The 26372-nt window shown below is 64.5% G+C and carries 18 protein-coding genes and 1 pseudogene; 8 read left to right on the forward strand and 11 right to left on the reverse strand.

Annotated elements, in window-relative coordinates:
- Positions 1–10: 10 nt before the first annotated feature.
- Positions 11–7063, reverse strand: a complete 7053-nt coding sequence (locus P5705_RS03640; RefSeq protein ID WP_277459600.1) for a retention module-containing protein — start codon at positions 7061–7063, stop codon at positions 11–13.
- Between the two features lie 485 nt (positions 7064–7548).
- Between P5705_RS03640 and P5705_RS03645 the strand changes: the two genes are divergently transcribed.
- The 3 genes from P5705_RS03645 to P5705_RS03655 all read left to right on the forward strand — a co-directional run bounded on the left by P5705_RS03645 (position 7549) and on the right by P5705_RS03655 (position 12605).
- The gene (locus tag P5705_RS03645) at positions 7549–8922 is read left to right on the forward strand and encodes a TolC family outer membrane protein (protein ID WP_277459601.1); all 1374 of its coding nucleotides are present in this window, start codon (positions 7549–7551) and stop codon (positions 8920–8922) included.
- 63 nt (positions 8923–8985) lie between these two features.
- Positions 8986–11121, forward strand: a complete 2136-nt coding sequence (locus P5705_RS03650) for a type I secretion system permease/ATPase (RefSeq protein ID WP_277459640.1) — start codon at positions 8986–8988, stop codon at positions 11119–11121.
- Positions 11122–11249: 128 nt separating this feature from the next.
- Complete coding sequence (locus P5705_RS03655) at positions 11250–12605, forward strand: HlyD family type I secretion periplasmic adaptor subunit (RefSeq protein WP_277459602.1); 1356 nt, start codon at positions 11250–11252, stop codon at positions 12603–12605.
- Between the two features lie 154 nt (positions 12606–12759).
- Here the strand turns inward: P5705_RS03655 and P5705_RS03660 are convergent, their stop codons facing one another.
- From P5705_RS03660 to P5705_RS03670, 4 genes and pseudogenes are all read right to left on the reverse strand, one after another.
- Complete coding sequence (locus P5705_RS03660; protein ID WP_277459603.1) at positions 12760–13359, reverse strand: tRNA-uridine aminocarboxypropyltransferase; 600 nt, start codon at positions 13357–13359, stop codon at positions 12760–12762.
- Between the two features lie 126 nt (positions 13360–13485).
- Positions 13486–14514, reverse strand: a complete 1029-nt coding sequence (locus tag P5705_RS03665; RefSeq protein WP_431196918.1) for a methyl-accepting chemotaxis protein — start codon at positions 14512–14514, stop codon at positions 13486–13488.
- Positions 14515–14748: 234 nt separating this feature from the next.
- A pseudogene (locus P5705_RS26315) lies at positions 14749–15093 on the reverse strand (PAS domain-containing protein); the annotation flags it as partial.
- A 98-nt stretch (positions 15094–15191) separates the two neighbouring features.
- Positions 15192–16085 carry a LysR family transcriptional regulator gene (locus tag P5705_RS03670; RefSeq protein ID WP_277459605.1) on the reverse strand — a complete coding sequence of 298 codons (894 nt, stop codon included), beginning with the start codon at positions 16083–16085 and terminating at the stop codon, positions 15192–15194.
- A 226-nt stretch (positions 16086–16311) separates the two neighbouring features.
- Between P5705_RS03670 and speB the strand changes: the two genes are divergently transcribed.
- Positions 16312–17262 (forward strand): agmatinase, encoded by a 951-nt coding sequence (speB, locus tag P5705_RS03675; protein ID WP_054893275.1) that lies wholly within the window; start codon positions 16312–16314, stop codon positions 17260–17262.
- 250 nt (positions 17263–17512) lie between these two features.
- Positions 17513–18892, forward strand: a complete 1380-nt coding sequence (locus tag P5705_RS03680; RefSeq protein ID WP_277459606.1) for a sodium:solute symporter — start codon at positions 17513–17515, stop codon at positions 18890–18892.
- A gap of 79 nt (positions 18893–18971) precedes the next feature.
- Here P5705_RS03680 and P5705_RS03685 read toward each other — a convergent pair whose 3' ends face one another.
- The gene (locus P5705_RS03685) at positions 18972–19100 is read right to left on the reverse strand and encodes a PA1414 family protein (protein WP_256660254.1); all 129 of its coding nucleotides are present in this window, start codon (positions 19098–19100) and stop codon (positions 18972–18974) included.
- A 124-nt stretch (positions 19101–19224) separates the two neighbouring features.
- Positions 19225–20118, reverse strand: coding sequence for a putrescine utilization regulator PtrR (gene ptrR / locus P5705_RS03690; RefSeq protein ID WP_277459607.1), 894 nt, complete (start codon positions 20116–20118; stop codon positions 19225–19227).
- A 106-nt stretch (positions 20119–20224) separates the two neighbouring features.
- On the opposite strand from ptrR, the gene P5705_RS03695 reads away from it, so the two are divergent.
- On the forward strand, positions 20225–21388 hold the full coding sequence (locus P5705_RS03695) for an MFS transporter (protein WP_277459608.1): 1164 nt from the start codon (positions 20225–20227) through the stop codon (positions 21386–21388).
- 79 nt (positions 21389–21467) lie between these two features.
- Here the strand turns inward: P5705_RS03695 and P5705_RS03700 are convergent, their stop codons facing one another.
- Positions 21468–22394, reverse strand: coding sequence for a DMT family transporter (locus P5705_RS03700; protein WP_277459609.1), 927 nt, complete (start codon positions 22392–22394; stop codon positions 21468–21470).
- Between the two features lie 190 nt (positions 22395–22584).
- On the opposite strand from P5705_RS03700, the gene P5705_RS03705 reads away from it, so the two are divergent.
- A complete protein-coding gene (locus P5705_RS03705) occupies positions 22585–22854 on the forward strand; it encodes a hypothetical protein (RefSeq protein WP_277459610.1) in 270 nt (89 codons plus the stop codon).
- A 2-nt stretch (positions 22855–22856) separates the two neighbouring features.
- On the opposite strand, the gene P5705_RS03710 is transcribed toward P5705_RS03705, so the two are convergent.
- The 3 genes from P5705_RS03710 to P5705_RS03720 all read right to left on the reverse strand — a co-directional run bounded on the left by P5705_RS03710 (position 22857) and on the right by P5705_RS03720 (position 24849).
- Positions 22857–23087: a BrnA antitoxin family protein gene (locus P5705_RS03710; protein WP_213657822.1), complete on the reverse strand. Its 231-nt coding sequence runs from the start codon at positions 23085–23087 to the stop codon at positions 22857–22859.
- Entirely contained in the window at positions 23062–23343 is a 282-nt protein-coding gene (locus P5705_RS03715) for a BrnT family toxin (protein ID WP_277459611.1), read from the reverse strand. The genes P5705_RS03710 and P5705_RS03715 overlap by 26 nt, the downstream gene beginning before the upstream one ends.
- A gap of 186 nt (positions 23344–23529) precedes the next feature.
- Positions 23530–24849 (reverse strand): DEAD/DEAH box helicase, encoded by a 1320-nt coding sequence (locus tag P5705_RS03720; protein WP_431196919.1) that lies wholly within the window; start codon positions 24847–24849, stop codon positions 23530–23532.
- Between the two features lie 143 nt (positions 24850–24992).
- Here P5705_RS03720 and P5705_RS03725 point away from each other — a divergent pair, with 143 nt between their 5' ends.
- Complete coding sequence (locus P5705_RS03725) at positions 24993–26285, forward strand: mechanosensitive ion channel family protein (protein WP_277459613.1); 1293 nt, start codon at positions 24993–24995, stop codon at positions 26283–26285.
- The last annotated feature ends 87 nt before the right edge of the window (positions 26286–26372 follow it).

Here is a 26372-nt window from a genome sequence, read left to right on the forward strand (position 1 = left end):
CCTACAGGCCTCACACGGTATCCACCTTCAGCGAATGATCGTTGAGCATGCCGTTGATGATGGTCGCCGTGTCATGCCCCGCCGCAATCACCCCACCCGCTCCGGCCGTCACCCCGTAATGCTGCGCAAGATCGACACCGGCCAGGTCGATGGTCTGGGTCGGCGCCGCGCCGGCGACGCTGCTGACCTCGATGGTCGATACCACATTGCTGCCGGTGCCGCTGACCTTGAAGTGCAGGTAGTCGTCCAGTGAAGCACTGCTGGCGTTCTCGCCCTGCAGCAGCTGTGACAGATCAAGCCGGTCGCTGCCCGGGGTGAAATCGGTCACGGTATCGTGGCCGCTGTCCCCCTTCTGCCAGACGAAGGTATCGTTGCCGCCGCCACCGGTCAGGGTATCGTCACCCGCACCACCATTGAGCACATTGTCGCCACCGTTGCCGATGAGCGTGTCGTTGTACTCCGAACCAATCAGGTTCTCGATGCTGGTCAGGGTGTCCACGCCCGCACCCACCGTGTTCTGCGGACCGGCATGGCCCAGGTCCACCACCACGCCGCCCCCCGCCTTGGCGAAGCTGACCGTGTCGCTGCCCGGGCCTCCGTCCAGCAGGTCGTTGCCTGGCCCGGCGATCAGCAGGTCGTTACCCTCGCCACCGTACAGGTGATCGTTGCCGGTTCCCGCCACCAGCACATCATTGCCGGCGCCACCGTTCAAGGTGTTGTCACCGTTCCCTGCCAGCAGCACATCATCACCTGCCGTACCGTCGAGCACATGACCGGGCTGGTAGGTGATATCGACGTTACCGGTAGCCGTGCCGCCGTGACCATCGCTGACGGTGTAGGTGTCATGCACCCCATCGTTGACCGCGTTGCTGTAGTCCACCACCAGGCTCAGCTTGTAGTTCTCGGCGGCCTTGCTGTTGCCCGAGGCGTTGTCGGTATTGACCACGTGGATGCTGTACACCCCGTCATGGGCGGCGGTGAAGCTGCCGCCATCGGCGATGCCCTGGTAGCTGCCACCGGCCTCCTTCCACTCCATCATCAGGTTGCCGGCGGGGCGGTCATGGTCGAGGGTGAGGGTTTCACCCTTGCGCAAGGTGACGGTCAGCGTGTCCTCGTCATTGGCATTGCTGTTGCTGATCATGCCGAGGTAGCCCGCCACCACCAGCGCTGCAGTCATGGTCCCGGACAGGCTGGTGAACTCGCTGCGCGCCAGGTCGCGGAACTGGTTCTCGGCCTTGTTGGGCGTGCCGTCGAACTGAAGGGTCTGGGCCTGGGTACCAGCGCTGAAGCCTGCGCCCTTGTCGGCAAAACCGGTGTTGAAGGTGGTTGGCGCGGCGTTCAGCCGATCGTGGTCGGCATCGCTGTCGTTGGCCAGCAATGCTTCAACCGGCACGCTGAGCGTGGCGCCACTGATGTTGGTGATGATGTGGTCGGGGCCGGCCACGGGTGCGGCGTTGCCGTTGATGTTCACGGTCAGCGTGGCGCTGCTGGTGTCCCCGTCGTTGTCACTGGCGGTGAAGGTGAACTTCTCCACCTGGCCGGCGCCGCCGTCCTTCGGCGGCGTGTAGGTGAATTCGCCGGTATCCATGTTCACCAGCAAGGTGCCACCCAGGCTGGTCTTGATGCCGAGGCTGTTGCTGACCGTGTCGAACACCGCCTTGTCCACGCCGCCGCTGGCGGCATAGCCCCCCTGCCCGGCATTGGCCTTTGGATCGTAGGTGTAGGTGGTGCCATCCACCACCAGTGCCTTGATGAAACCGCCATCGGCGCCGAAGTCGCCAGCGCTCATGAGGCTGCCGGTGATGGGTGCCCCCTGCACGGTACCGGAGAGCACCGCGCCCAGTTGGTTGAGGTCGGTGACCACCACCGCATTGGTGTCGGTGTGGCTGCTGCCGTCATAGGCCAGCGGGTCGAGGTTGCCGGCATTGACGCCACTGCCCATGCCGATGGCGAAGGACTTGATGCCGTTGTCGTCGAGGAAGGTTTCCCAGGTGGTTTCGCGAACCGCGGTGATCGAGTGACCACCGCTGGGCTCGCCGTCCGAGAAGAAGTAGCTGACATTCTGCGCACCCACCAGCTTGCCCGAACTGACGAACGCTTCCTGGGCCTTGGCTGCAGCCGAGTCGTAGTAGGTCGACCCACCAGCCGTGAGCCCGGCAATCAGGCTCTTGGCCTCGCCGATCGAAACCCACACCGGGGTCTGCATCGTCGCGCCAGTGGAGAAAGTGACGATCTGTACCTTGATGTCCCCCATGTCATCGTACTTGTCGAGCAAGGTGTTGATGGCCTGCTTGGCCAGCTCCAGGCGTGTCAGGCCGGGTACGCCAGACCCCGAGTTCATGCTGCTGGAGACGTCGACCACCAGCAGGATGTTGGAGTCCACCTGGCCCGGGGTGATGCTGCGCACCGCGCTTTCGACCTTTGGCACGTCGTCGACGATGTTGATGGCGATCGTGCTGGTGACGCTGTTGCCCAGCGCATCGGTAGCCTTGTAGGTGAACTGTTCGATGACCGTATTGGCACCGTCGTTCGTGCCGCCCGGCGTTTTCGGCGCCGAGGTCAGGGTATAGGTGTAGGAGCCGTCGGCATTCAACTGGATCTGGCCATATTGACCCGCGGCGTTACCCACCAGGCTGTAAGTCAGGGCGCCGAATCCTCCGCTGACCGAGCCGACCAGGCTGCCGGAAGCGGTTTCGCCGGTAGAACCCGGCTCGCTGCCGGTCACGCTGCCAGCCGCCAGGTCGTTGCCATCCTTGTGCAGGTCCAGTGCTTTTTCGTAGACCGTGACGTCGCTGTCCTGGCTGGCGGTCAGCTGGCTGTTCTGCACGCTGATACGGATGACGGCGGTGCTCTCGTCACCATCGGCATCACGGAGGGTGTAGACGAAACTGTCGGCGGCAAACGGTGGCAACACGCTGTCGGGGTTGGCGTGGTAGGTGGCATTGCCCTGTGCATCGAGGGTCAGGTAGCCGTACAGCCCGGTGATCGGCTCGCCCAGATGGCCACTGGCCGAGGTCGAAGTGTCGTGGCCGAAACGCACACCTACCACGTAATGGCCATCGCCACGCACATCGGCGCCGATCACATCGTTGGCCAGTACATTGCCGCTGATGTTGCCGCCCTGCTGCACACCGGCGAAATCGTTCTGCGCCCTGGGCACATCGTCGACGATGCTGATGACGATGGTGCTGGTGGAGGTATTGCCCAACGAGTCCTTCACCTGGTAGGTGAAGCTTTCAGTCACGCTGTTCGGGCCATCGCTCACGTGATTGGGCGAGTTCGGTGCCGACGTCAGGGTGTAGGTGTAGGAGCCGTCCGCATTCAACTGGATCTGACCGTACTGGCCCAGGGCATTGCCCACCAGGCTGTAGGTCAGGCCGCCCACGCCGCCGCTGACCGACCCCACCAGCGAACCGGAAGCGGTTTCCGCAGTGGAACCCGGCTCGCTGCCGGTGATATGGCCTGCCGCCAGGTCGTTGCCATCCTTGTTCAGGTCGAGGGCCTTCTCGAAGACCTTGACCTCGTCGTCGACCGTGGCCAGCAACTTGCTGTCCTGCACGTTGATGGTGATGGTGGTGGTGCTTTCATCGCCATCGGCATCGCGAATGGTGTAGACGAAGTGGTCGGTGGCCCACGGTGGCAACACGCTGTTGGGGTTGGCGTGGTAGGTGCCATTGCCCTGGGCGTCGAGGGTCAGGTAGCCATACAGGCCCTGGATCGGGTCGCCGACATGGCCGACGGCGGAGCTCGAGGTGTCGTGGCCGAAGCGCACACCGACCACATACTGGCCGTCACTGCGGCCGTCGGCGCCGATCACATCGTTGGCCAGTACATTGCCGCTGACGCTGCCGCCCTGGCTGACGTTGGCGAAGTCGCAGTGGGCCTTGGGCACATCGTCGACGATGCTGATGACGATGGTGCTGGTGGTGGCGTTGCCGAGCGGATCCTTCACCTGATAGGTAAAGCTCTCGGTCACGATGTTCGGGCCATCGTTCGCATGAATGGGCGAATTCGGCGCCGATGTCAGGGTGTAGGTGTAGGAGCCGTCCGTATTCAACTGGAGCTGACCGTATTGCCCTACCGCGTTGCCGACCAGGCTGTAGGTCAAGGTGCCCACGCCACCGCTGACCGAGCCGGCCAGGGAGCCGGATGCGGTTTCTGCGGTTGAACCGGGATTGCTGCCGATGACCGTGCCCGCCGCCAGGTCATTGCCATCTTTGTTCAGGTCGAGCGCTTTCTCGAAAACCTTCACCTCGTCGTCGACGCCCGCCAGCAACTTGCTGTCTTGCACGTTGATGGTGATGGTGGCGGTGCTCTCGTCACCGTCGGCGTCGCGAATGGTGTAGACGAAGGTGTCGCTGGCCCACTGCGGCAGATCCTGATTGGCGTAGGCGTGGTAGGTGCCCATGCCCTGGGCATCAAGCACCAGGTAACCGTACAGGCCCTGGATCTGCTCGCCCACGTGCCCGCTGGCCGAAGTCGAGGTGTCATGCCCGGCGCGCACGCCGACCACGTACTGGCCATCACTGCGACCATCGGCGCCGATCACATCGTTGGCCAGCACATTGCCGCTGACACTGCCGCCTTCGGTGACATCGGCGAAGTCGCAATGCGCCCTGGGCACATCGTCGACGATGCTCACGTCGAGGGTGCCGCTGGCGCTGCTGCCATCGGTGTCCACGGCACTGACGGTGAACTGCTCGACCAGGCTGTTGGCGCCCTGGCCCGTGGCATGGCCCTCGTTGTCCAGCAACTGGTAGGTGTAGCTCACCACGCCGGTCGCCGGATCATAGCCGGTGATGGTCAGGGTGTTGCCCAAGAGTGTGGTGATCGACTGGGGAAAACCTGCGGGAGCGCCGCCACTCACCACTGTGATGCCCGCCACGGTCAGGGTCTGCAGGCCGTCAAGGGCGGTCACGCTGAACGTGCCGCCCTGGGTCAGCGCGCCTGGGTTGGGGGCACTGCCGTCGGTGAGGTTTTTCTCGTAGACCTTCAGCTCGCCGCCTTCCACACCAAGGCCACCCAGGGTTACTGGGTCATTGAGGTTGCTGACGTTCAGGGTCAGGGTCGCCGTGCTGGTATCGCCATCCGCATCCTTCAGCGTGTAGGTGAATTGCTCCACGCCATTGCCGCCGCCGTGCAGGTTCTTGAAATCGGTGTCGTCAGGGTTGAGGGTGTAGGTGTAGGAACCGTCCACCGCCAGTACCAGGGTGCCGTAGGTGCCTACGAAGGTGCCGGCCACGACCGGGCCGCTGGGGATGCGGTCGGCGCCCTGGATATCATTGCCCAGCACGCTCCCACTCAGTTCCAGATGCTGCTCGGTGGCGGTCACCGGGTTGCCGTCATTCACCGCCTTGGGTGCATCGTCGACGATGTTCACGTCCAGAGTGGCGTTGGCGCTGCTGCCGTCGGTGTCCGTGGCCTTGACCGTGAAATGTTCGCTGAGCCCATTGGCGTCCGAGGCTGCGAGCAAGGTGTAGCTGTAGCTGACCACACCGGTCGCCGGGTTGTAGCCGGTGATGGTCAGGGTGTTGCCCAGCGCCGTGGTGATCGACTGCGGGAAGCCCGCCGCCACACCACCACTGACCACATCGATGCCGCCCACGCTGAGGCTCTGCAAGCCGTCCGGCGCGGTGAGGGTGAAGGTGCCGCTCTGGGTCAGCGCGCCAGGGTTCGGTGCGCTGCCATCGGCCAGGTGCTTCTCGAACACTGTCAGCTCGCCACCCTCCGCACCCAGCCCCCCCAGAGTCACGGAGTCATTGAGATTGGTGATGTTGAGGGTCAGGGTCGCCGTGCTGGTATCGCCGTCGGCGTCCTTCAGCGTGTAGGTGAAGTGCTCCACACCATTGCCGCCGCCGTGCAGGTGCTTGAAGTCGGTGTCGTCGGGGTTGAGGGTGTAGGTGTAGGAGCCGTCGGCAGCCAGTACCAGGGTGCCATAGGTGCCGACGAAGGTGCCGGCCACGATCGGGCCACTGGGGATGCGGTCGGCGCCTTGTATATCGTTGCCCAGCACGTTGCCGCTAAGCTCCAGGTGCTGCTCGGTGGCGGTCACCGGGTTGCTGTCGTCCACTGCCTTTGGGGCGTCGTCACGAATGATCACATCCAGGGAGCCGCTGGCGACATCGCCGTCGGTATCGCTGGCCAGCACGGGGAAGTGCTCACCAACCGTGGCATCGCCATTCGGGGGCTGTTCGGCACCTGTCAGAGTGTAGCTGTAGCTGACCACACCGGTCGCCGGGTTGTAGCCGGTGATGGTGAGCAGGTTGCCGAGCCCGGTCACGATCGAGTGGCCCACACCGGTCACGGTGCCTGCCGTGACCACATTGATGCCGCCGACACTGAGGTTGAACACGCCATCCGGCGCCACGACGGTGAAACTGCCGGACTGGGTCAGCGCCGCCGGATTGCTCGCCGAGCCTTGGGGCAGGCTGGCTTCGGACAGGGACAGCTCACCTGGCTGAGCATTCAAGCCACTGAGCGTGACGGGGTTGTCCAGCACCTCGGGAACGGGCGCAGGTGGCGGAGGGACTACCGGCGCCCCCTCATCATTGTGCGGGTCCAGTTCGCCAAGGTAACGGTTGTCCAGCTCGGGGATGCCATTGAAACCCGCTGTCGGAAAACCGATGGAGGGATCGACGCGCGCGGCCACTTCGGTCAGCAGCACGAAACTGTGCCCGCCCCCCAGTTCGCCATTGAAGGCACCATGGTGCCCACCCGCCGCTGGCGCTTCGCCTTCCTTGGTCGGGTCGGCCCCTGCGGCAATGGCCCGTTGCATCCGCTCGACATCACTGAGCAGGGCATCGCTGGGCGCCGTATTCGGTGCATGGGCCGGTTGCGAGTGGCCGGCCAACAGTTCCGGGTTCAGGGCCAGGCTGCTGTCGCGTCCGAGGGTCAACAAACCGCCGTTCTGCAAACGCACGGCCACCGCGCCGGCGGCCCCCGTTTCCAGTTGTTCGCCAGCGAACAGGCGATCGCCCTCCACCACCAGTCGACGATGGCCATCACCCTCCACTGCGAATACCTGGCCGACAACCTTGCTGACCACACCGAGTAACTTAGCCATGAGCGCACGCCTCCCCTGCCGATGGGTTTCTCGCAGTCCAAGGCTGGCGGGTCATGCATGCAACGCCCGACGCACGTGGCAGCCGGATCGTTGCTGTCACGTGCGTGGGCAATCACGCTCCCTGTGACGACTTCCGCGATAGCGGTACTGGACAATGGCCATCATTCGATGCCAAATTTTTGTCGCCAAATTCCGCTTTCGCCTTCCTCCCCTGCTTCCTTAGCTGCAAAAAATATGGATCTTTCTCCGAGGCCCGAAAAACGCCTGTCCCAGCCGGTTCCCGTAACCACTTGAATGAAACAATGTCGCGGATTCCTTAGACCGCATAAGTTTTTTTTCGCATATACCTTATGAAAATTTCTTCTTAGCTCGCCTTATAAATGTTCTTAGCTCTGTTGTTACAAACCTGAAACGGTTTGATTCTTATATTTCGTCATTTTATTGGCGATCGCAGGACATTTTTTGAGACCAGGGAGAAGTACCCCATGCGCGTTTTAACCCCCATCACCAGTGCGATTTTGTTGGCCATGGCGTGTGCCAACACTCAGGCGATGTCGATTACCGAGGCCGTTCAGAGCGCCGTGGACCAGCATCCTGAAATCAGTGCCAGCCGCAACAGCCGGCTGTCCGCCGACGAGGATGTGAAATTCGCCCGCGGGGGGTATTACCCGACCGTCGACCTGGTGGCCGGGTATGGCCGGCAGCGTTCGGACAACACCAATACCCGCGGTTTCAATGCCGACGGCACGCGCAACCACAACAAAGAAACACTCAGCTACACCCAGTCCGAACTGCGCCTGCGGCAGATGCTGTTCGACGGTTTCAACACCGCCAACGAAGTCGGCCGCACCGAGGCGGTCGCCACTTCGCGCGCCTACTACACCCAGGCCACCGCCGAGACCGTGGCGCTGCGCGCCATCGAGGTCTACCTCGAAGTGCTCAAGCGCCGCGAACTGGTGACCCTGGCCAAGAACAACCTGCAGGCGCACCTGCGGGTCAACGACCAGATCGGCCTGCGCAGCGAGCGCGGCGTGGGCAGCACCGCCGACCTCGACCAGTCCCGCGCCCGTCGCGCCCTGGCCGAGAACAACCTGGACACCGCCGAGGTCGACCTGGCCGACGCCGAGGCCAACTTCTTCAGCGTGATCGGGCGCCTGCCCGATGAGCTCGACGCCCCGGCCACCATCAAAGGTGAGGTGCCAACCGACCTGCAGGGCGCCCGCCAAGGCATGCTGGAGAACAACCCCTACCTCAAGTCGGCCCAGGCCGATGTGCAGTCGGCCGAGCAACAATACGAAGTGGCCAAGTCGCCCTTCTACCCGCGCCTGGACGCCGTGCTGGCCACCGGCGCCAACAACAACATCGGCGGCCAGAAAGGCCACGACAACAACGACTGGCAGGCCGGCGTCGAGCTCAGCTACAACCTGTTCCGCGGCGGCAGCGACAAGGCCCGCCTGCAATCCGACGCACACAAGATCAACCAGGCCATGGACATCCGCAACAACGCCCTGCGCGAGCTGAACGAGAACCTCAGCCTGGCCTGGAACGCCATGAACAATGCCCGCAAGCAACTGCCAAGCGCCCGCGAATACGCCGAGACCACCCAACGCGTGCGCGCCGCCTACCAGGACCAGTTCGGCCTGGGCCAGCGCACCCTGCTCGATGTGCTCGACAGCGAGAACGAGCTGTACAACGCCAACCGGCGCTACACCGAAGTGCGCTACACCGAAGAGTTCTCCATGTACCGCCTGCTGGCCAACATGGGTGAGTTGCTGAGCAAGCAGCGCATCTCGTTGCCGCCGGAAGCCATTGCCAAGACCGAAGTGCGCAACGAGGCGAGGTTGCCCGACATGCGTTGAGGTTCGCCGCAACAGGCTGCCCACCAGCGTCCAACGCGACAGGAGTAGGCCATCGTGACCAGTATGCAAAGCGCGCAACCGCGCCTGGATGTGGATGATCCGTTGCTCGATGGCCTGCTGATCCTGTGCAAGCTGCACGGCTGCCCCGCCAGCCGTGCCAGCCTGTGCAGTGGCCTGCCGCTGGCCGACCAACGCCTGGGCCTGGCCCTGCTGCCGCGCGCGGCCGCCAAGGCCGGGTTGCAGGCACGGGTGCTGCACCGCGAACTGGGCGCCATCTCGGCACTCAACCTGCCGGTCCTGCTGATTTTCAACGACGGCCGCAGTGCGGTGTTGCAACGCTGGGGCGACGATGGCCGCGCGCTGCTGTTGCCCTGCGAGGCCGACGGCGGCGAGCAGTGGGTCGAGCGCGAGGCGCTGGCCGAGGCCTACAGCGGCCAGGTTCTGTTCGCTCGTCCCCGTCACTCTTTGGAGGAGGTGCGCGCCCCGCTGCTACCGCGGGTCAACGCCTGGTTCTGTGACACCCTGCGCCACTCCCGCTGGCTGTATGGCGATGCCCTGCTGGCCAGCCTGCTGATCAACCTGCTGGGGCTGATGGTGCCCCTGTTCGTCATGCAGACCTACGACCGCGTGGTGCCCAACCAGGCACTGTCGACCCTGTGGGTGCTGGTCGCCGGGCTGTTCATCGGTACCGCCTTCGAACTGGTGCTGCGCATGGTCCGCGCCCACCTGCTCGACCAGGCCGGCAAGAAGACCGACCTGATCCTTTCCGCCACCCTGTTCGAACGCATCACCGGCATGAGCATGAAGGCCCGCCCCGCCACCATCGGCGGCTTCGCGCAAAGCATTCATGACTTCCAGGGCCTGCGTGAATTCCTCACGGCGGTCACCCTGACCAGCATCATCGACCTGCCCTTCGTCGCCCTGATGCTGCTGGTGATCGGCCTGCTCGGTGGCTGGCTGGTATTGATCCCGCTGATCGCCTTCCCGCTGGCCATGGGCCTGGCGCTGTTCATCCAGGTGCGCCTGCGCGACACCGTGCAGAAGAGCCTGAGCCTGGGCGCCGTGCGCCAGGCCCTGCTGATCGAGACCCTTGGTGGCCTGGAAACCCTCAAGGCCTGCGGCGCCGAAAGCGAGCGCCAGTACCAGTGGGAGCACACCAACGGCGCCATCGCCCGTCTAGACGCCCACGCCCGCAACCTGTCAGCCCTGGCCAGCAATGGCACGCTGTTCATCCAGCAGTTCTGCGGCATGGCCACCATCGTCGCCGGGGTGTACAGCATCATTGCCGGCAACCTGAGTGTCGGCGCCCTGGTCGCCAGCTACATGCTCGGCAGCCGCGTGCTCGCGCCGCTGGGGCAGATCGCCGGGCTGATCACCCGCTACCAGCAGGCGCAACTGACCATGCGCAGCACCGACGCGCTGATGAGCCTGCCCCAGGAACGCCAGGCCGAGCACCAGGCGCTGGACCACACCACGCTGCAGGGCGGCGTGAGCATCAGCCACGCCACCTTCCGCTATGCCGGGCAGACCGCCCCGGCGCTCAATGACGTCAATTGCGTGCTCAAGCCTGGCGAGCGCATCGGCATCATCGGCCGCAGCGGCTCGGGCAAGAGCACCCTGGCGCGGCTGCTGATGGGCTTCCACCACCCCGACGAAGGCCAGGTGCTGCTGGACAACCTCGACCTGCGCCAGCTGGACATTGCCGACCTGCGCAACCAGCTGGGCTACGTGGCCCACGACCTGCCGCTGCTGGCCGGCAGCCTGCGCGACAACCTCACCCTGGGCGCGCGCCATGTCAGCGATGCGCGCATGCTCGAAGTGGCCGAGCTGACCGGCGTCAGCGAGCTGGCCCGCCAGCACCCGCAAGGTTTCGACCGCCCGGTGGGCGAACGTGGCCAACTGCTTTCCGGCGGCCAGCGCCAGGCCGTGCTGCTGGCCCGGGCACTGCTGCTGGAGCCGCCGATCCTGATCCTCGACGAACCCACCAGCCACATGGACAACAGCAGCGAAGAACAACTGCGCCAGCGCCTGCTCGCCTGGGTGCCGGGCAAGACCCTGCTGCTGGTCACCCACCGCACCTCGATGCTCAGCCTGGTGGATCGGTTGCTGGTGCTGGACAACGGCAAGATCGTTGCCGATGGGCCGAAGGACGCGGTGATCGATGCGTTGCGCAAGGGCCGTATCGGTGCCGCGCTGTGACACGACAACCCTCCCTGTAGGAGCGGGCTTGTCCCGCGAAGAAGACACCGCGGCGTCTGGCACGGGCAGCGCCCGTGATCGCGGGACAAGCCCGCTCCTACAAGGGCCAATTTTCCTGGAGGTGAGACATGCCCCTCGGCCACAGCATCCGCAGCTACCTCCACGGCACCGACAAGCGCGCCGAACGCGACTACATGCCAGAGCTGGCTGGCGCCACCTTGCAGGACTCGCCGAGCCTGTCACGCCTGACCGTGTGGCTGACCGCGACCCTGCTGCTGGTAGCGCTGGCCTGGGCCAACTTCGCGGTGCTCGACGAAGTCACCGTCGGCGAGGGCAAAGCCATCCCCTCCAGCAAGGTGCAGGTGATACAGAACCTCGAGGGCGGCATCGTCACCGAGATCTTCGTGCGCGAAGGGCAGATGGTGGACAAGGGCGCGACGCTGCTGCGCCTGGACGACACGCGCTTCAAATCCAACAAAGGCGAAAGCGAGGCCGACCGCTACGCCCTCACCGCCCAGGTCGAGCGCCTGTCGGCGGAGTCCGAAGGCCGCCCCTTCGCGCTGTCGGATGAGGTGCGTGCCAAGGCACCGCAAGTGGCCGAGGACGAAGCCGCCCTGTACGACTCGCGCCAGCGCCGCCTGGCCAGCGAGAAACAAACGCTCAATGAACAGCTGCGGCAGAAGACCCAGGAACTCGCCGAGTTCCGCTCCAAGGTCGATCAATACCGGTCAGCCTTGGGGCTGCTGCAGCAGGAGCTGGACATGTCCTCGCCGCTGGTGGGCAAGGGCGCCATCTCACCGGTGGAGATCCTGCGCCTCAAGCAACGCACCGTCGAGGCCCGCGGTCAGCTCAACGCCACCAGCCTGGCGATCCCCCGCGCCGAAGCCGCGGTGGCGGAGATCAGGAGCAAGATCCAGGAAGCCGACGCCGGCTTTCGCTCCGACGCCGCCAAGGAGCTCAACGACAAGCGCACGGAGCTGTCGAAGATCACCGCCACCAGTATCGCCATCGACGACCGGGTCAACCGCACCACGGTGGTGTCACCGGTGCGCGGCATCGTCAAGCTGCTCAAGGTCAATACCATCGGTGGCGTGGTGCAGCCCGGCAGCGACCTGGTGGAGATCGTGCCGATCGAGGACAACCTGCTGATCGAGGCCAAGGTGCGACCACAGGATGTGGCGTTCCTGCATCCGGGGCAGACGGCGATGGTCAAGTTCAGTGCCTATGACTACACCATCTACGGCGGGTTGAAAGCCAAGCTGGAACTGATCGGCGCCGACACGGTGACCGATGACAAGGGCAATGCGTTCTACCTGATCCAGGTGCGCACGGAGAAAAACCATCTGGGTGGGGATAACAAGCCGCTGCTGATCATTCCGGGGATGGTGGCCACGGTGGATATCATCACCGGGCAGAAGAGCGTGCTGGATTATCTGTTGAAGCCGGTGCTGAAAGCACGAACGGAGGCATTGCGGGAGCGGTAGTTGCCTGTGGTGGCCCTGCCACCGGACACAACATTTGGCACAACCTCTGTAGGAGCGGCTTCAGCCGCGATCACCCGCAAAGCGGGTACCAAGACACCGCGTCGCCGGGATCGCGGCTGAAGCCGCTCCTACAGGTCATGCGCGGGCGGCGAGCTCAGTCCTGCCCATGGTTACGCTGGAAAGTCTCGGCCCCCATGGCTTCGATCTGCCCCTCGATCAACGCCTCGAACGGCTGGAGCAAGGCCTCGAACGACACAGGCGACTCCAGCACATTCAACGCCTGCTCCACCGCCTCCAGCGTCGACAGGGCGCCCGGTTCCGGCGCCTTGCGCAGCCGGTAGCGCGATGGCGGAACATCGCCCAATATCACCCGTGGCAGCGCCTCGAGCAGCGGGTTCAGGTACAGCATCTTGCGCGCCTTGCGCCAGGTGCCATCGGGGACGATCAAGAGCAGCGGCAAGTTGTCATCGTGTCCATAAGCCTGCAGGACTTCGGCCCCCTCTCCAGGGAACAGTAGCGCCGGCCGGTAACCCGGCGTAGCCAGCAGATCCTGCAGGTCGTCGAACACCTCACCGATCCGCAGTTCGGCGTTGACCAGACCAAGGGCCGCCAGCCGCGCGGTATTCAGGGCGTGCGAGGTTTCACTGGGGTGCTGAAGCACGACCACCCGGGTGCGGCTGTCGAGGTGCGGGATCAGTGGGCAAAGGCAATGGGCGAGCGGGCGCTGGCAGCGGCCGCAGCGAGGTCTGGACATGGAGGGCTCCTTCGGGCGCGTAGTTTGCCACAGGGTTGCGGTGAAGCTGCAATCCTGGGGCTGCGGCGCAGCCCATCGCCGGCAAGCCGGCTCCTCGGTAGGAGCCGGCTTGCCGGCGAACAGGCCTCAACGATTGAACCGCTCCGCCAGGCTGTGCAGGTACTCCGCCATGCGCTCCAGGTCCTGGCTGATCTCGGCGCCCTGCTTGGCCTGCCCGGCACTCTCATCACACAGGTGGGCGATGCGCACGATCTGCTGGTTGATATCCTCGGCCACATGACTTTGCTGCTCGGACGCCGTGGCCATCTGCTGGCTCATGCCGGTGATGCGGCTGACCGCCTGGGCAATGCCGGCCAGCGCCTCCTGCACGGCCTCGACACTGTGCACGCTGTCCTGGGAGATCTGCTGGCCACGGCTGGCGCTGGCCACCGCGCGGTCGGCACCGCTGCGCAGGCTGGCGATGATGTGATGGATCTCCTCGGTCGAGGTACGAGTGCGCTGAGCCAGCGAGCGGACCTCATCGGCGACCACCGCGAAGCCCCGGCCCTGCTCACCGGCCCGCGCCGCCTCGATGGCGGCATTGAGCGCCAGCAGGTTGGTCTGCTCGGCAATCGAGGTGATGACATCCACCACGCCGCCGATCGACTGGGTCTGCTCGGCCAGCGCATTGACCGCCTGGCCGATATCGCCGACCGCCTCGCGCATGCTGCCCATCGCCCGCAGGCTCTGCTCGGCCAGCTCGCTACCGTGCTGGGCGAGGTGGTCGGCGTCGCTGGCGGCATGGGCCGTGCTCTGCACGTTGTGGGTGACCTGCTGGATGGTCGCGGCCATCTGCGCGATGGCCGTGGCCGACTGGTCGGTCTCGCTGCGCTGGCGGTCGAGCATCTGCGCCTGGGCGCCGGACAGGTCCGAGGACTGCGCGGCCCGCGACTTGACCCCGACGCCGGCGTCCACCAGGCGGGTCAGCGCGGTCTGCAGGCGCGCCTCTTCGCTGATGATGGCCAGGTCGAGTTGGCCCTGAAGGCCGGGGTTGTCGCTGTAGGTCAGGGCCACCAGCGGGCTGGTAAACGCCTTGGGGTGCTCTTCGAGCGTGCGGCGGATGGCCTGGTTCTGCCGGTGCTCGACCTGGTACCAGGCCGCCAGCAGGCTGGCCATCAGCACCCCCAGCGCCGCATACGCGGGCAGCCAGAGATAGGCGGCGGCCGACAGCAGGCCAGCGACGATCAGCGGCCAACCGTGCCCGACGCCATGGCCCAGTCGGGCCGCCAGAGGCACCGGAGACCGCCCGGCGCGCAAGCGCGCATAAAGATTCTCGGCGCGACGGATCTGCTCACGGGTCGGCACCGAGCGCACCGACTCGTAGCCACTGATGCGGCCATTCTCGTAGATCGCCGTGACATAGGCGCTGACCCAATAGTAATCGCCGTTCTTGGCGCGGTTCTTGACCACGCCCATCCAGGGTTTGCCTTGCTTGATGGTGTCCCACATATGCCCGAAGACCGCCGGCGGCATGTCGGGATGACGCACCAGGTTGTGTGGCTGCCCCACCAGTTCGTCGTAGGTGAAACCGCTGATGGCCACGAATGCGTCGTTGCAGTAGGTGATACGGCTGTTCAGGTCGGTGGTGGAAATCAGCCGCTGGTGTTGGGGGAAGGTTCTTTCGTGCTCAGTGACGGGCAAATTCATGCGCATCGTTGGCGGTCCCTTGCTTATCCAGATGAGTGGGAAATTCATCAAAGCAAGTAGATGTTTAGCAGAAGGCCATCACGTCAGCGGTCAAGTTTTGTAGGAAATTTACTCGACCTGACGGAATGTGTTGGAAGCGACCTGGCTCAGCCCACGTTGAGCTGGCTCTTGAGCAAGTCGCGGAACGTCTGGATCAGGGGTTCCCGGCTCCGTCCACGACGAATGATCAGGGAGAACGGCGCCTGGTAGCCAAAGGTGGCCGGCGACAACACGCGCAGGTCGCCCTTGTCGACCCAGGCCTGGGCATAGTGCTCGGGCAGGTAACCGATGTAGGCGCCGGAGAGAATCAGAATCAGCTGCGCCTCCATGCTCTCCACCGTCGCCGCGCTGTGCTTGAAGCCATGCCGGGCCAGTTCGGCCTGGCTCCAGTAGCCGCGCCCGACCATGCGTTGCTGGGTGATCACCGGCTCGGGAATGCGCCGCTCGGCGAACAGCGGGTGGCGGCTGCTGCAGTACAGCCAGTGCTGCTCGCGGTACAGCGGCTGGTAGACCAAGCCGCTCATGCGCGAGGAAAAAGCGCCGATGGCCAGGTCCAGGCGATTGTCCTGCACGCCCAGTTGCAACTCGTAGGGGCTGGAGACCGACAGGTGCAGGTGCACGGCCGGATGCTCCTGGCTGTAGGCGCCAATGGCTTCGGCCAATGGCAGGGCGCGGTCGCCGACGGTGGAGTCGATCACCCCCAGATTGAGGGTGCCGCGCAGCTCGCCCTTGAGCGCCGCCGCGTACTGCTCGAAGCCGTCCAGCTCACCCAGCACGCGCAGCGTTTCCTGATGGAACAGCTCGCCCTTGCTGGTCAGGCTGAAGCCGCCCCGGCCGCGATGGCAGAGCACGATGCCCAACGCGCTTTCGAGCTGGCTCATGTAGGTACTGATGGCCGAGGTCGACAGGTTGAGGTCACGCTGGGCATTGGCGAACCCCTGGTGGCGCACCACGCTGGCGAAGATGCGCAACAGTTTCAGGTCGGGCAGCGATGAGGCCATGGAGCAACGGGTCCGCGAGCTGGAAATGGCCAGAGTCTAACTCGACTTTGCGCCGATAGTTCAGAAATTCCTGAAGTAAGTTTTTGTCGGTAGCGATTCTTCCCGGGCACTACCTTGCGCAGACTGCGGCGAAATGTCCCTGTCCGCCGAGATGACCCGATCATCCAGGCGCGCGGCGGCACAGGTTCGAACAAACAGAACAATCGACCGACTGATGAGGCCCACCGTGGACAAGATTCTCCACCAACCACTGGGCGGCAATGAAATGCCGCGTTTCGGCGGCATCGCCACCATGCTTCGCCTTCCCCACCTGCAAAGCGCCGAAGGCCTGGACGCCGCCTTCATCGGCGTGCCATTGGACATTGGTACCTCGCTGCGCTCGGGCACCCGCTTCGGCCCGCGGCAGATCCGCGCCGAGTCGGTGATGATCCGCCCGTACAACATGGCCACCGGCGCCGCCCCGTTCGATTCGCTGTCGGTGGCCGACATCGGTGACGTGGCGATCAACACCTTCAACCTGCTCGACGCCGTGCGCATCATCGAAGAAGCCTACGACGAGATCGTCGAGCACAACGTCATCCCGATGACCCTGGGTGGCGACCACACCATCACCCTGCCGATCCTGCGCGCCCTGCACAAGAAGCACGGCAAGATCGGCCTGGTGCACATCGATGCCCACGCCGACGTCAACGACCACATGTTCGGCGAGAAGATCGCCCACGGCACCACCTTCCGCCGCGCGGTGGAGGAAGGCCTGCTCGATTGCGACCGCGTGGTGCAGATTGGCCTGCGCGCCCAGGGCTACACCGCCGACGACTTCAACTGGAGCCGCCGCCAGGGCTTCCGCGTGGTGCAGGCCGAAGAGTGCTGGCACAAGTCGCTGGAGCCGCTGATGGCCGAAGTGCGTGAAAAGGTCGGTGGCGGCCCGGTGTACCTGTCGTTCGACATCGACGGCATCGACCCAGCCTGGGCGCCTGGCACCGGCACCCCGGAGATCGGCGGCTTGACCACCATCCAGGCGATGGAGATCATCCGCGGTTGCCATGGCCTGGACCTGATCGGCTGTGACCTGGTCGAAGTCTCCCCACCCTACGACACCACCGGCAACACCTCGCTGCTGGGCGCCAACCTGTTGTTCGAAATGCTCTGCGTGCTGCCGGGCGTGGTGCGCCGCTAAGGCGGGCCGCGCCCTTGTAGGAGCGGCTTCAGCCGCGATCACCCGCAAAGTGGGTGCCACACACCGCGGTGCCTGCTTCGCGGCTGAAGCCGCTCCTACAGGTTAGTGATAGGCACCCTAGAAGTTTGACCCCGGCAGGAGCCATTCGGGAGGGCCATAGAGGCCCGCCAACACACGACAGGACCGCCGGGCGCCTTGCAACGTCCGGACGGCCGATCTCGCCATAATAAAGATAATCGGGAGACCCCCAATGGCCTTGGACATCATCGTTGTACTGATCTATGCCGTCGGCATGCTCGGGCTTGGCTGGTACGGCATGCGGCGGGCGAAGACCCATGAAGACTACCTGGTGGCCGGGCGCAACCTCGGCCCGACCCTGTACATGGGCACCATGGCCACCACCGTGCTCGGCGGCGCCTCCACGGTGGGTACCGTGCGCCTGGGCTACGTCCACGGCATCTCCGGCTTCTGGCTGTGCGCCGCGCTGGGCCTGGGGATCATCGCCCTCAACCTGTTCCTCGCCAAACCCCTGCTGCGCCTGAAGATCTTCACCGTGACGCAAGTGCTGGAGCGCCGCTACAACCCCATGGCGCGCCAGGCCAGCGCGGCGATCATGCTCGCCTACGCACTGATGATCGGCGTCACCTCGACCCTGGCCATGGGTACCGTGCTGCAGGTGCTGCTCGATGTGCCGTTCTGGATGGCGCTGCTGTTCGGCGGCGGCGTGGTGGTGGTGTACTCGACCATCGGTGGCATGTGGTCGCTGACCCTGACCGACATCGTCCAGTTCATCATCAAGACCGTGGGCCTGATGTTCATCCTGCTGCCGGTGTGCCTGTACAAGGCCGGTGGCTGGGACACCCTGGTGGCCAAGCTGCCGGCGGCCAGCTTCAGCTGGACCACCATCGGCTGGGACACCATCATCACCTACTTCCTGATCTACTTCTTCGGCATCCTGATCGGCCAGGATATCTGGCAGCGGGTGTTCACCGCCCGTGACGAGAAGGTCTGCCAGCGCGCCGGCACCACCGCCGGGATCTACTGCGTACTGTACGGCCTGGCCTGCGCCATGATCGGCATGGCCGCCCATGTGCTGATGCCGGACCTGGCCAACCCGAACAACGCCTTCGCCGAGATGATCAAGGGCCAGTTGCCTGAAGGCATCCGTGGCCTGCTGATGGCCGCCGCCCTGGCCGCGATGATGTCCACCGCCAGCGCCGGCCTGCTGGCCGCCTCGACCACCCTGACCGAAGACCTGCTGCCCAAGCTGCGCGGCGGCAAGCAATCGAGCCTGGGCATCAACCGCCTGTTCACCCTGCTCACCGGCCTGGTGGTGCTGGGTATTGCCCTGGCGGTGAACGATGTGATCAGCGCCCTGACCCTGGCCTACAACCTGTTGGTCGGCGGCATGTTGATCCCGCTGATGGGGGCGATCTTCTGGAAGCGCGCCACCACCGCCGGCGCCATCGCCAGCATGTCGCTGGGCTTCGCCACCGCGCTGTTGTTCATGTTCAAGGATGGCCTGGACGCCAACTCGCCGATCTACTACAGCCTGGTCGTCGGCCTGGTGAGCTTCGTGGTGGTCAGCCTGGCCTCGCGCAAGCCGGTGACGGCAGTCAATCTCGCCTGACATGTTCGCCGGCTTGCCGGCGAAGCAGAAACGCAAAAGGCCGCCGCATCGTGCAGATGCGGCGGCCTTTTGCCTGGTTTCAGCGGCGACGCGGCTGGCGCTTGCGCTGTTCTTCGTCGGTTGGAATCGGCACCGGCTGCAGCGGTGGCGGGAGCAAGCCCAGGGCGACGGCGAGGTCGTGGAGCCAGTTGTACATGCGTTGGTTCATAATGCCCCCTTGACGGGTCAGCCTCACGGTCAATCGATTCTGCGATGCTTCATACAGATCATAGACCTATGTCCTGTACTGCGCATGCCTACGCTCTTACAGATATGGGCGATTTTGACCCGAATCAAGCGGAGGCCGCAGCATCCGACGGCCGGTCAATCGTTTCGCTTTGTTGCAAATCGATCCACGCCTGCAGATTTGCACCGCGCATGCCCTGGCGCCACATCAACCAGGTCACGGCGTGATCGAAGGGTGCCTGCAACCGATGCGCGCGCACCCGGTCACGCCCGGGCAGGCTGTCGAGCATCGATTGCGCCATCAGCGCCACGCCCGCACCCGCGATAACACACGCCAGCATGCTCTGGTACGACTCGATTTCCATCACCCGGCCCATGGGCGTGTGAGCATGGGCGTACCAGGCTTCCAGGCGCATGCGGTACGAGCAGCCCTGGCGGAAGGTGAACACCGCCTTGCCGGCCACATCCTTGGCGCTGTGCACCGCTGGGTGCTCGGGGCTGGTGATCAGCACCAGCGTCTCATCGCACAGCGGTATGCCATCCAGGCCCGCCAGGTTGAGCGGCCCGTCCACCAACGCCGCGTCCATCCGGTGGCTCAGCACGCCCTCCAGCAGTTCGCCGCTGGGCGCCGCCTGGACTTGCAGGTTCACCTGCGGATACGCCTGGTGGTAGCGCGCCAGCAGCGCTGGCAGGTGGATAGCCGCCGTGCTGTACATGGTGCCGAGCACAAAGTCACCCGCCGGTTGACCCCCTTGCACTGCCGCCATCGCCTCATCGCGCAGGTTGGCCAGGCGGTTGGCGTAGTCCAGCAGCACCTTGCCGGCCGGCGACAACTGCAGGCGCTGGCGTTCACGCAGGAACAACTCCACCCCCAGTTGCTCTTCGAGCTGGCGCAGGCGCGTGGACAGGTTCGACGGCACCCGGTGCAGCCGCTCGGCGGCGCGGGTGACCGAGCCCTCCTCGGCCACGGCCTGGAAGATGCGCAGTTGACTGAACTCCATGATCTTCTCCAAAACAGAACAACTTGATCATCATTATTCAATTTTATTGAAAGTCAATGCGCCCTACCCTGCCACCCATCGCATCCCTTCGTGCAGGAGACTTTCCATGTCACCCCTCGTGCAACTGCTGGCCAGCGCCGTGGCGCTGATGATGGCCATGGGCATCGGCCGCTTCGCCCTCACTCCGCAACTGCCCCGGCTGATCGCCGAGGGCCAGTTCGACCTGACGGCCGGTGGCCTGATCGCCGCGGCCAACTACCTCGGCTACTTCCTCGGCGCGGTGGACGCCATGTTCGCCCGCCAGCCCGCCCAGGTGCGCCTGCGCCTGCATGGAGGCCTGTGGCTGTGCGTGCTGCTGACCCTGGCCTCGTGGGCCGCCGACGGTTTCTGGAGCCACCTGCTGCTGCGCTTCGGCACTGGCGTGGCCAGCGCCTGGGTGCTGGTGATGATCGCCAGCCTCAGCCAGCAACTGGCCAGCGCCCATGGCCGGCTGCGCCTCGGCGCGCTGGTGTTCGCCGGGCCCGGCGTCGGCATCGCGGTGACGGGCGTGCTGGCCCTGGGCGCGCACCTGCTGGGGCTGGATTCGGCGGCCCTATGGCTGGTCTATGGCGTCGCCGCGCTGGTCATGCTGCTGGCGGTGCTGCCGTGGCTGCCACGGGCGCTGGAACCCGCCGCCACACCCGCGGCCGGCAATGAACAAGGCCGCGGCACCGGTATCGGACGCTTGGGCCTGGTCTATGCGCTCTACGGGATTGGCTACATCCTGCCGGCCACCTTCCTGTCGCAGATGGCCAGCCAGCAGTTCCTCGGACAGTGGCAAGCCGACCTGTTCTGGCCCGCGTTCGGATTGGCATCAGCGCTCGGCGTGGCCATCGTCAGCCTGCGCCGCCCGGGGCGGACCTCTGCCTGGCTGACTACCACCCTGTGGCTGCAAGGGCTGGGCGTACTGGCCTGCCTGCTCGGTGGCGGTATCGGCCTGGCATTGGGCGTGCTGCTGTGCGGCGGGCCATTCCTGGCCTGCATGCAACTGGTGATGCAGCGCTCACGGGAGCTGGCACCCCATGCCACGCAGCGCAATGCCGGGCTGTTGACCGCGTGCTTTGCCCTTGGGCAGTTGAGCGGGCCGTTGCTGGCGGCGTTGAGCAGCCATTTCAGTGGGAGCTTGCAACCAGCGCTGGTATTGGCGGCTGTGGGGTTGGGGCTGGCCGGCGTGTTGGTGGAGGGTGTGCGGCGTCCAGCTTCCTGCGGCAATCTGGGACAGGTGGGTTGAATGAATTGGCGCATTCGCCGGCAAGCCGGCTCCTACACAAGTCCCGTAGGAGCCGGCTTGCCGGCGAACCGCCCGCCCCTTATCCCACGACCTTGCGCAGTTGCTGGCGCACCCAGGCTTCAGCACTGACCATGATCACCCCGAGCAGCACCATCACCGCGCCGATCACGAAATTCAGGCTCAACGGTTCATCCAGCAACAGCACGCCGAAGGTCACGCCGAACAACGGTGTAATGAACGAAAACACCGCCAGGTTCGACGCCAGGTACTTGCGCAACAACCAGAACCAGGTCAGGTAGCTGACGAACGACACGACAATGCCCTGGAACAGCACGCTACCAACGGCCAGCGGAGTCAGCGAGAAATCGGCGATCTGCCCGCTCACCAGGGCGATCAGCACCAGCCCGACAAAGCCCACCGCCAGCTGGTAGAACAAGGTCAAGGTCACGGGTGCCTCGGACAATCGCGAGCCACGCACCACCACCGTGGTCGCACCCCAGGCCAACCCCGCCAGGATCGCCAGGCCATCACCCAGCAACATGCGGCCATCGAGCTGATCGAGGGAAATACCGCCAGCAAAGGCCAGGGCGATCCCGCCGAACGCCAGCAAGATGCCCAACCACTGCAACAGCCGCAGCCGCTCGCTGGGCATCATGAAATGCAACCCCAGCGCGGTGAAGATCGGCGCGGTGTAGAGGAATACCGACATGTGCGCCGCCGAGGTCAGCTTCAGCCCCTCGGCGATGAACAGGAACTCCAGGCCGAACAAGCCACCGGCCAGCAGCCCGGCGCGCCAGGTCGTGCCAACCTGCCCCCAGCCACCCTTGAAGCAGACCAGCAGCCCCACCAGCAAGGCGGCTATGCCATTGCGAAACGCCGCCTGCATCACCGGGGCGATATCCATGGCGGCGGACTTGATCAACACCTGCTGGCAGCCCCAGACCAGGCACAGCCCCAGCATGACCTGGAAGGCGAAGGCATCGGGGTTCTTGCGGGCCGCCGTCATGGACGCCCCCTTGTCTGGCTGAATGTCATTGCAAGGCTCGGCAGTGAGAATGGATCCCGATTATTGAATGCTCGACCCAAACGATGCCAGACCAATTTTCAACGCCTGTCATCCACGCACGGTCCGACAGACTGAACTTCCTCCTCGCTCACGATTTCAACCGGACACCCACTCGTCGGAGGTAAACGGAATGAAATGGCTGCCATGCGTCGCCTGCGCGACAACACTGCTCTGCACTTTTCAGGCCTGGGCCTGCACCCCGGAGGAGGCCACGCAGAAAAGGGAGGAACTCGCCGGGCTGGTGAGTCAACTGACCGAACAGAACCCGCAAAAGGCCAAGGAGATCAATGACGAGCTGCAGGGCATGAAACTCGATACAGCCAGCAAGGACCTGCCGGACAAGTGTCAGCTGATCGACAAGCGGATTCAGGAACTGAAGGCTGCGAAAAGCAGGACCTGAGGTCAGCGACGCTGTTGCGCCAGCATGTACTGGCGCAACAGCTGGTTGATGCGGGTCTGGTAGCCGGCGCCCTGCTCCTTGAACCAGGCCAGCACATCGGCATCCAGGCGCATCGTCACGGTCTGCTTGGCGGGCACCCGCAGCTCGGCGCGACGGAAGAAGTCATCGTCGAGCTCGGGAATGTCCGAGGTGTCGACAGGTGTGTGGTCAATGCTTGCGGATGGTTTCGACATAGCGCGTTACCTCGCGTCGGGTGGCTCTTCGGGCGGAGATGATGCGGATCACATCCCCTTGCCTTTCGGTGTAGGCGACCACGCTGACCCACGCGTTGATCCAGCCCATGCTGATCCAGCGCGCCTCGTCGTAGTCGAATCGTTCATCCCGCAACGCCAGCATCGGGTGCCGGAACATCTCGGGCACATCATTGAAGTCAATACCGTGCTTGCGGATGTTGAGCAGGTTCTTCTCCTCGTCCCATTCAAACGCCATGGGACACCCTGTATTTACAGCTGTACATACGCTACGCCCTTCTGACTGAACATGCCAGGGGAGTATCGGGGTCAGCCGGTAAATTGCATGGGCTCGGAAGCAGTTTGGGAAATGGGCTACAGACACGTGGGGAAGGTGTGAGTCAACCCGCCACCATTGCGATGGCGGGCTTACTGCAAGCGTGGCTTACTCGGCCGCAGGCTTGCGCTTTTTCAGCGGCGCCAGGCCGTCGGCGCTGGCCAACGGGGCCTTCGACTTGGCGGCCGGCTTGCGCTTGGCGGCGGCTTTCTTGTCGGCGCCGGTCTTCTTCTCGACCTTTTTCTTCTTGCTGCCAGCGGCCTTGCCCGACGCCTTGACCTTTTTCGGGCCGCTGTAGGTGCCCTTGACCTCCTTGATGACCCGGCGCTCGAACTGCTGCTTGAGGTAGCGCTCGATGCTCGACATCAAGTTCCAGTCGTTGTGGGTGATCAGCGAGATCGCCAGGCCTTCGCCACCGGCGCGGCCGGTACGGCCGATACGGTGCACGTACTCGTCACCGCTGCGCGGCATGTCGAAGTTGATCACCAGATCCAGGCCATCGATGTCCAGGCCACGGGCGGCGACGTCAGTGGCTACCAGCACCTTGGAGCCGCCGTCCTTGAAGCGATCGATGGCCAGCTTGCGGTCTTTCTGGTCCTTCTCGCCGTGCAGGACGAAGGCTTTGACTTCTTTCGCCACCAGGTGGCCGTAGATGCGATCGGCCAACGCCCGGGTGTTGGTGAAGATGATCGCTTTCTGGTAGGTCTCGTTGGCCAGCAGCCACTGCACGATTTGCTCTTTGTGCTGGTCGTGGTCGGCGGTGATGATCTGCTGTCGGGTGCCTTCGGCGAGCTGCGAGACGCTGTTGAGCATCAGGTGCTCAGGGTCTTTCAGCACCTTGCCGATGATGTCGCGCAGGGCCGCGCCGCCGGTGGTGGCGGAGAACAGCAGGGTCTGTTCGCGGTTCTCGCACTCCTTGCACAGGCGCTCCATGTCTTCGGCGAAGCCCATGTCGAGCATGCGGTCGGCTTCGTCGAGGATCAGCACCTTCACGTGGGAAAGGTCGAGATTGCCGGCGTTGAGCTGCTCCAGCAGGCGGCCCGGGGTGCCGATCAGCACGTCCGGCACCTTGCGCAGCATAGCGGCCTGTTCCTTGAAGTCTTCACCGCCAGTCACCAGCCCGGACTTGATGTAGGTGAACTGGGAGAACAGTTGCACCTGCTTGAGGGTCTGCTGGGCCAGCTCGCGGGTAGGCAGCAGGATCAGCGCACGGATTTCCACGCGTGGGCCGCTCAGGTCGACTAGGCGGTTGAGCAGTGGCAGCACGAAGGCGGCGGTCTTGCCGCTGCCGGTCTGCGCCGTCACCCGCAGGTCACGCCCTTGCAACGCCAGGGGAATGGCCGCTGCCTGCACCGGCGTCGGCTCGACAAATTTCAGCTCGGCCACGGCTTTGAGCAGGCGTTCGTGCAGGGCGAATTGGGAAAACACGGCGTAACCTCGGGCAAGTGCGAAAAATTCAAGTTGCATAGGGTAACGTTTTCCTTCGTCGGAGCCGAATTTCTTTTGGTAACTTTGCCCCGATCCGCACTCTAACCCCCCTTCGTACCGCTATACAGACCGCTTTCGCACCCATGGACATCCAACGCATCTGGCACGACACCCTCGACCTCTGGGGGACCCTCGACCAACATCCACTGCTGCATGCCGCGCTCGGGCTGGGCGTGCTGCTGCTCGTCTCGCTGCTGGTCGGCCGCCTGGCCCGCTTCCTGGTCCTGCATGCCAGCCGCCTGCTGGCCCGCCAGCCCGCGCTTCGGTGGCTCGACGACCTGCGCCAGAACAAGGTGTTCCACCGCCTGGCCCAGACCACCCCCTCGCTGGTGATCCAGTTCGGCCTGAAACTGGTGCCGGAACTCTCCAACACCGCCCAGCACTTCCTCGGCAACTTCGCCCTGGCTTTCACCCTGCTGTTCATGACCCTGGCCCTGTCGTGCCTGCTCGATGCGCTGCTGGACATCTATGCCCGCACCGAACATGCCCGCACCCGCTCGATCAAGGGCTATGTGCAACTGGCCAAGATGATGCTGTGGATCTTCGCCGCGATCGTGATCGTCGCCACGCTCATCGACCGCTCGCCGCTGTTGCTGCTGTCGGGCCTGGGTGCGATGTCGGCGGTACTGTTGCTGGTGTACAAGGACACCTTGCTTTCATTCGTCGCCAGCGTGCAGCTCACCAGCAACGACATGCTGCACGTGGGTGACTGGATCGAGATGCCCCAGGTCGGCGCCGACGGCGATGTGGTGGATATCACCCTGCACACGGTCAAGGTGCAGAACTTCGACAAGACCATCGTCTCCATCCCCACCTGGCGCCTGATGAGCGAATCGTTCCGCAACTACCGCGGCATGCAGCAGTCGGGCGGGCGGCGCATCAAGCGCAGCCTGTTCATCGATGCCGCCGGGGTGCGCTTCCTCACGCAGGAAGAAGAGCAGCGCCTGAGCCAGGTCCGCCTACTCGGCGACTACCTGGCGCAGAAACGCCAGGAACTGCACAGCTGGAACGAGGCCCTGGGCCCGGTGGCGGAGCTGGCCGCCAACCGCCGCAAGCTGACCAACATCGGCACCTTCCGCGCGTTCGCCTTGGCGTACCTGAAGAACCACCCCAATGTGCACGCCGGCATGACCTGCATGGTCCGGCAGATGCAGACCACCGCCGAAGGCGTGCCGCTGGAAATCTACTGCTTCACCACCACCACGGCGTGGGCCGAGTACGAGCGCATCCAGGGCGATATCTTCGACTACCTGCTGGCGGTGCTGCCGGAGTTCGGGCTGAGCCTGTACCAGCAACCGAGTGGCAATGACATGCGTGTCGGGTTGGCTGGCAGGTATCACATTGAGCAGGAGCCTCGAGCGTTCAGTAACGCCTGAAGCAACGGCCACCCAAGCGGTGGGAACAATAGAGTTGTATTGACCGCACTGGCCTTTTCGCCGGCAAAGCCGGCTCCTACAGGTACC

It is taken from the genome of Pseudomonas entomophila (genome assembly GCF_029478665.1).
GTDB lineage: Bacteria > Pseudomonadota > Gammaproteobacteria > Pseudomonadales > Pseudomonadaceae > Aquipseudomonas > Aquipseudomonas entomophila_F.

Coding starts and splice junctions, on each gene's coding strand:
- P5705_RS03640 (WP_277459600.1), bottom strand. CDS start 7,063: ATGGCTAAGTTACTCGGTGTGGTCAGCAAGGTTGTCGGCCAGGTATTC.
- P5705_RS03645 (WP_277459601.1), top strand. CDS start 7,549: ATGCGCGTTTTAACCCCCATCACCAGTGCGATTTTGTTGGCCATGGCG.
- P5705_RS03650 (WP_277459640.1), top strand. CDS start 8,986: ATGCAAAGCGCGCAACCGCGCCTGGATGTGGATGATCCGTTGCTCGAT.
- P5705_RS03655 (WP_277459602.1), top strand. CDS start 11,250: ATGCCCCTCGGCCACAGCATCCGCAGCTACCTCCACGGCACCGACAAG.
- P5705_RS03660 (WP_277459603.1), bottom strand. CDS start 13,359: ATGTCCAGACCTCGCTGCGGCCGCTGCCAGCGCCCGCTCGCCCATTGC.
- P5705_RS03665 (WP_431196918.1), bottom strand. CDS start 14,514: ATGGCCAGCCTGCTGGCGGCCTGGTACCAGGTCGAGCACCGGCAGAAC.
- P5705_RS03670 (WP_277459605.1), bottom strand. CDS start 16,085: ATGGCCTCATCGCTGCCCGACCTGAAACTGTTGCGCATCTTCGCCAGC.
- P5705_RS03680 (WP_277459606.1), top strand. CDS start 17,513: ATGGCCTTGGACATCATCGTTGTACTGATCTATGCCGTCGGCATGCTC.
- P5705_RS03685 (WP_256660254.1), bottom strand. CDS start 19,100: ATGAACCAACGCATGTACAACTGGCTCCACGACCTCGCCGTCGCCCTG.
- ptrR (WP_277459607.1), bottom strand. CDS start 20,118: ATGGAGTTCAGTCAACTGCGCATCTTCCAGGCCGTGGCCGAGGAGGGC.
- P5705_RS03695 (WP_277459608.1), top strand. CDS start 20,225: ATGTCACCCCTCGTGCAACTGCTGGCCAGCGCCGTGGCGCTGATGATG.
- P5705_RS03700 (WP_277459609.1), bottom strand. CDS start 22,394: ATGACGGCGGCCCGCAAGAACCCCGATGCCTTCGCCTTCCAGGTCATG.
- P5705_RS03705 (WP_277459610.1), top strand. CDS start 22,585: ATGAAATGGCTGCCATGCGTCGCCTGCGCGACAACACTGCTCTGCACT.
- P5705_RS03710 (WP_213657822.1), bottom strand. CDS start 23,087: ATGTCGAAACCATCCGCAAGCATTGACCACACACCTGTCGACACCTCG.
- P5705_RS03715 (WP_277459611.1), bottom strand. CDS start 23,343: ATGGCGTTTGAATGGGACGAGGAGAAGAACCTGCTCAACATCCGCAAG.
- P5705_RS03725 (WP_277459613.1), top strand. CDS start 24,993: ATGGACATCCAACGCATCTGGCACGACACCCTCGACCTCTGGGGGACC.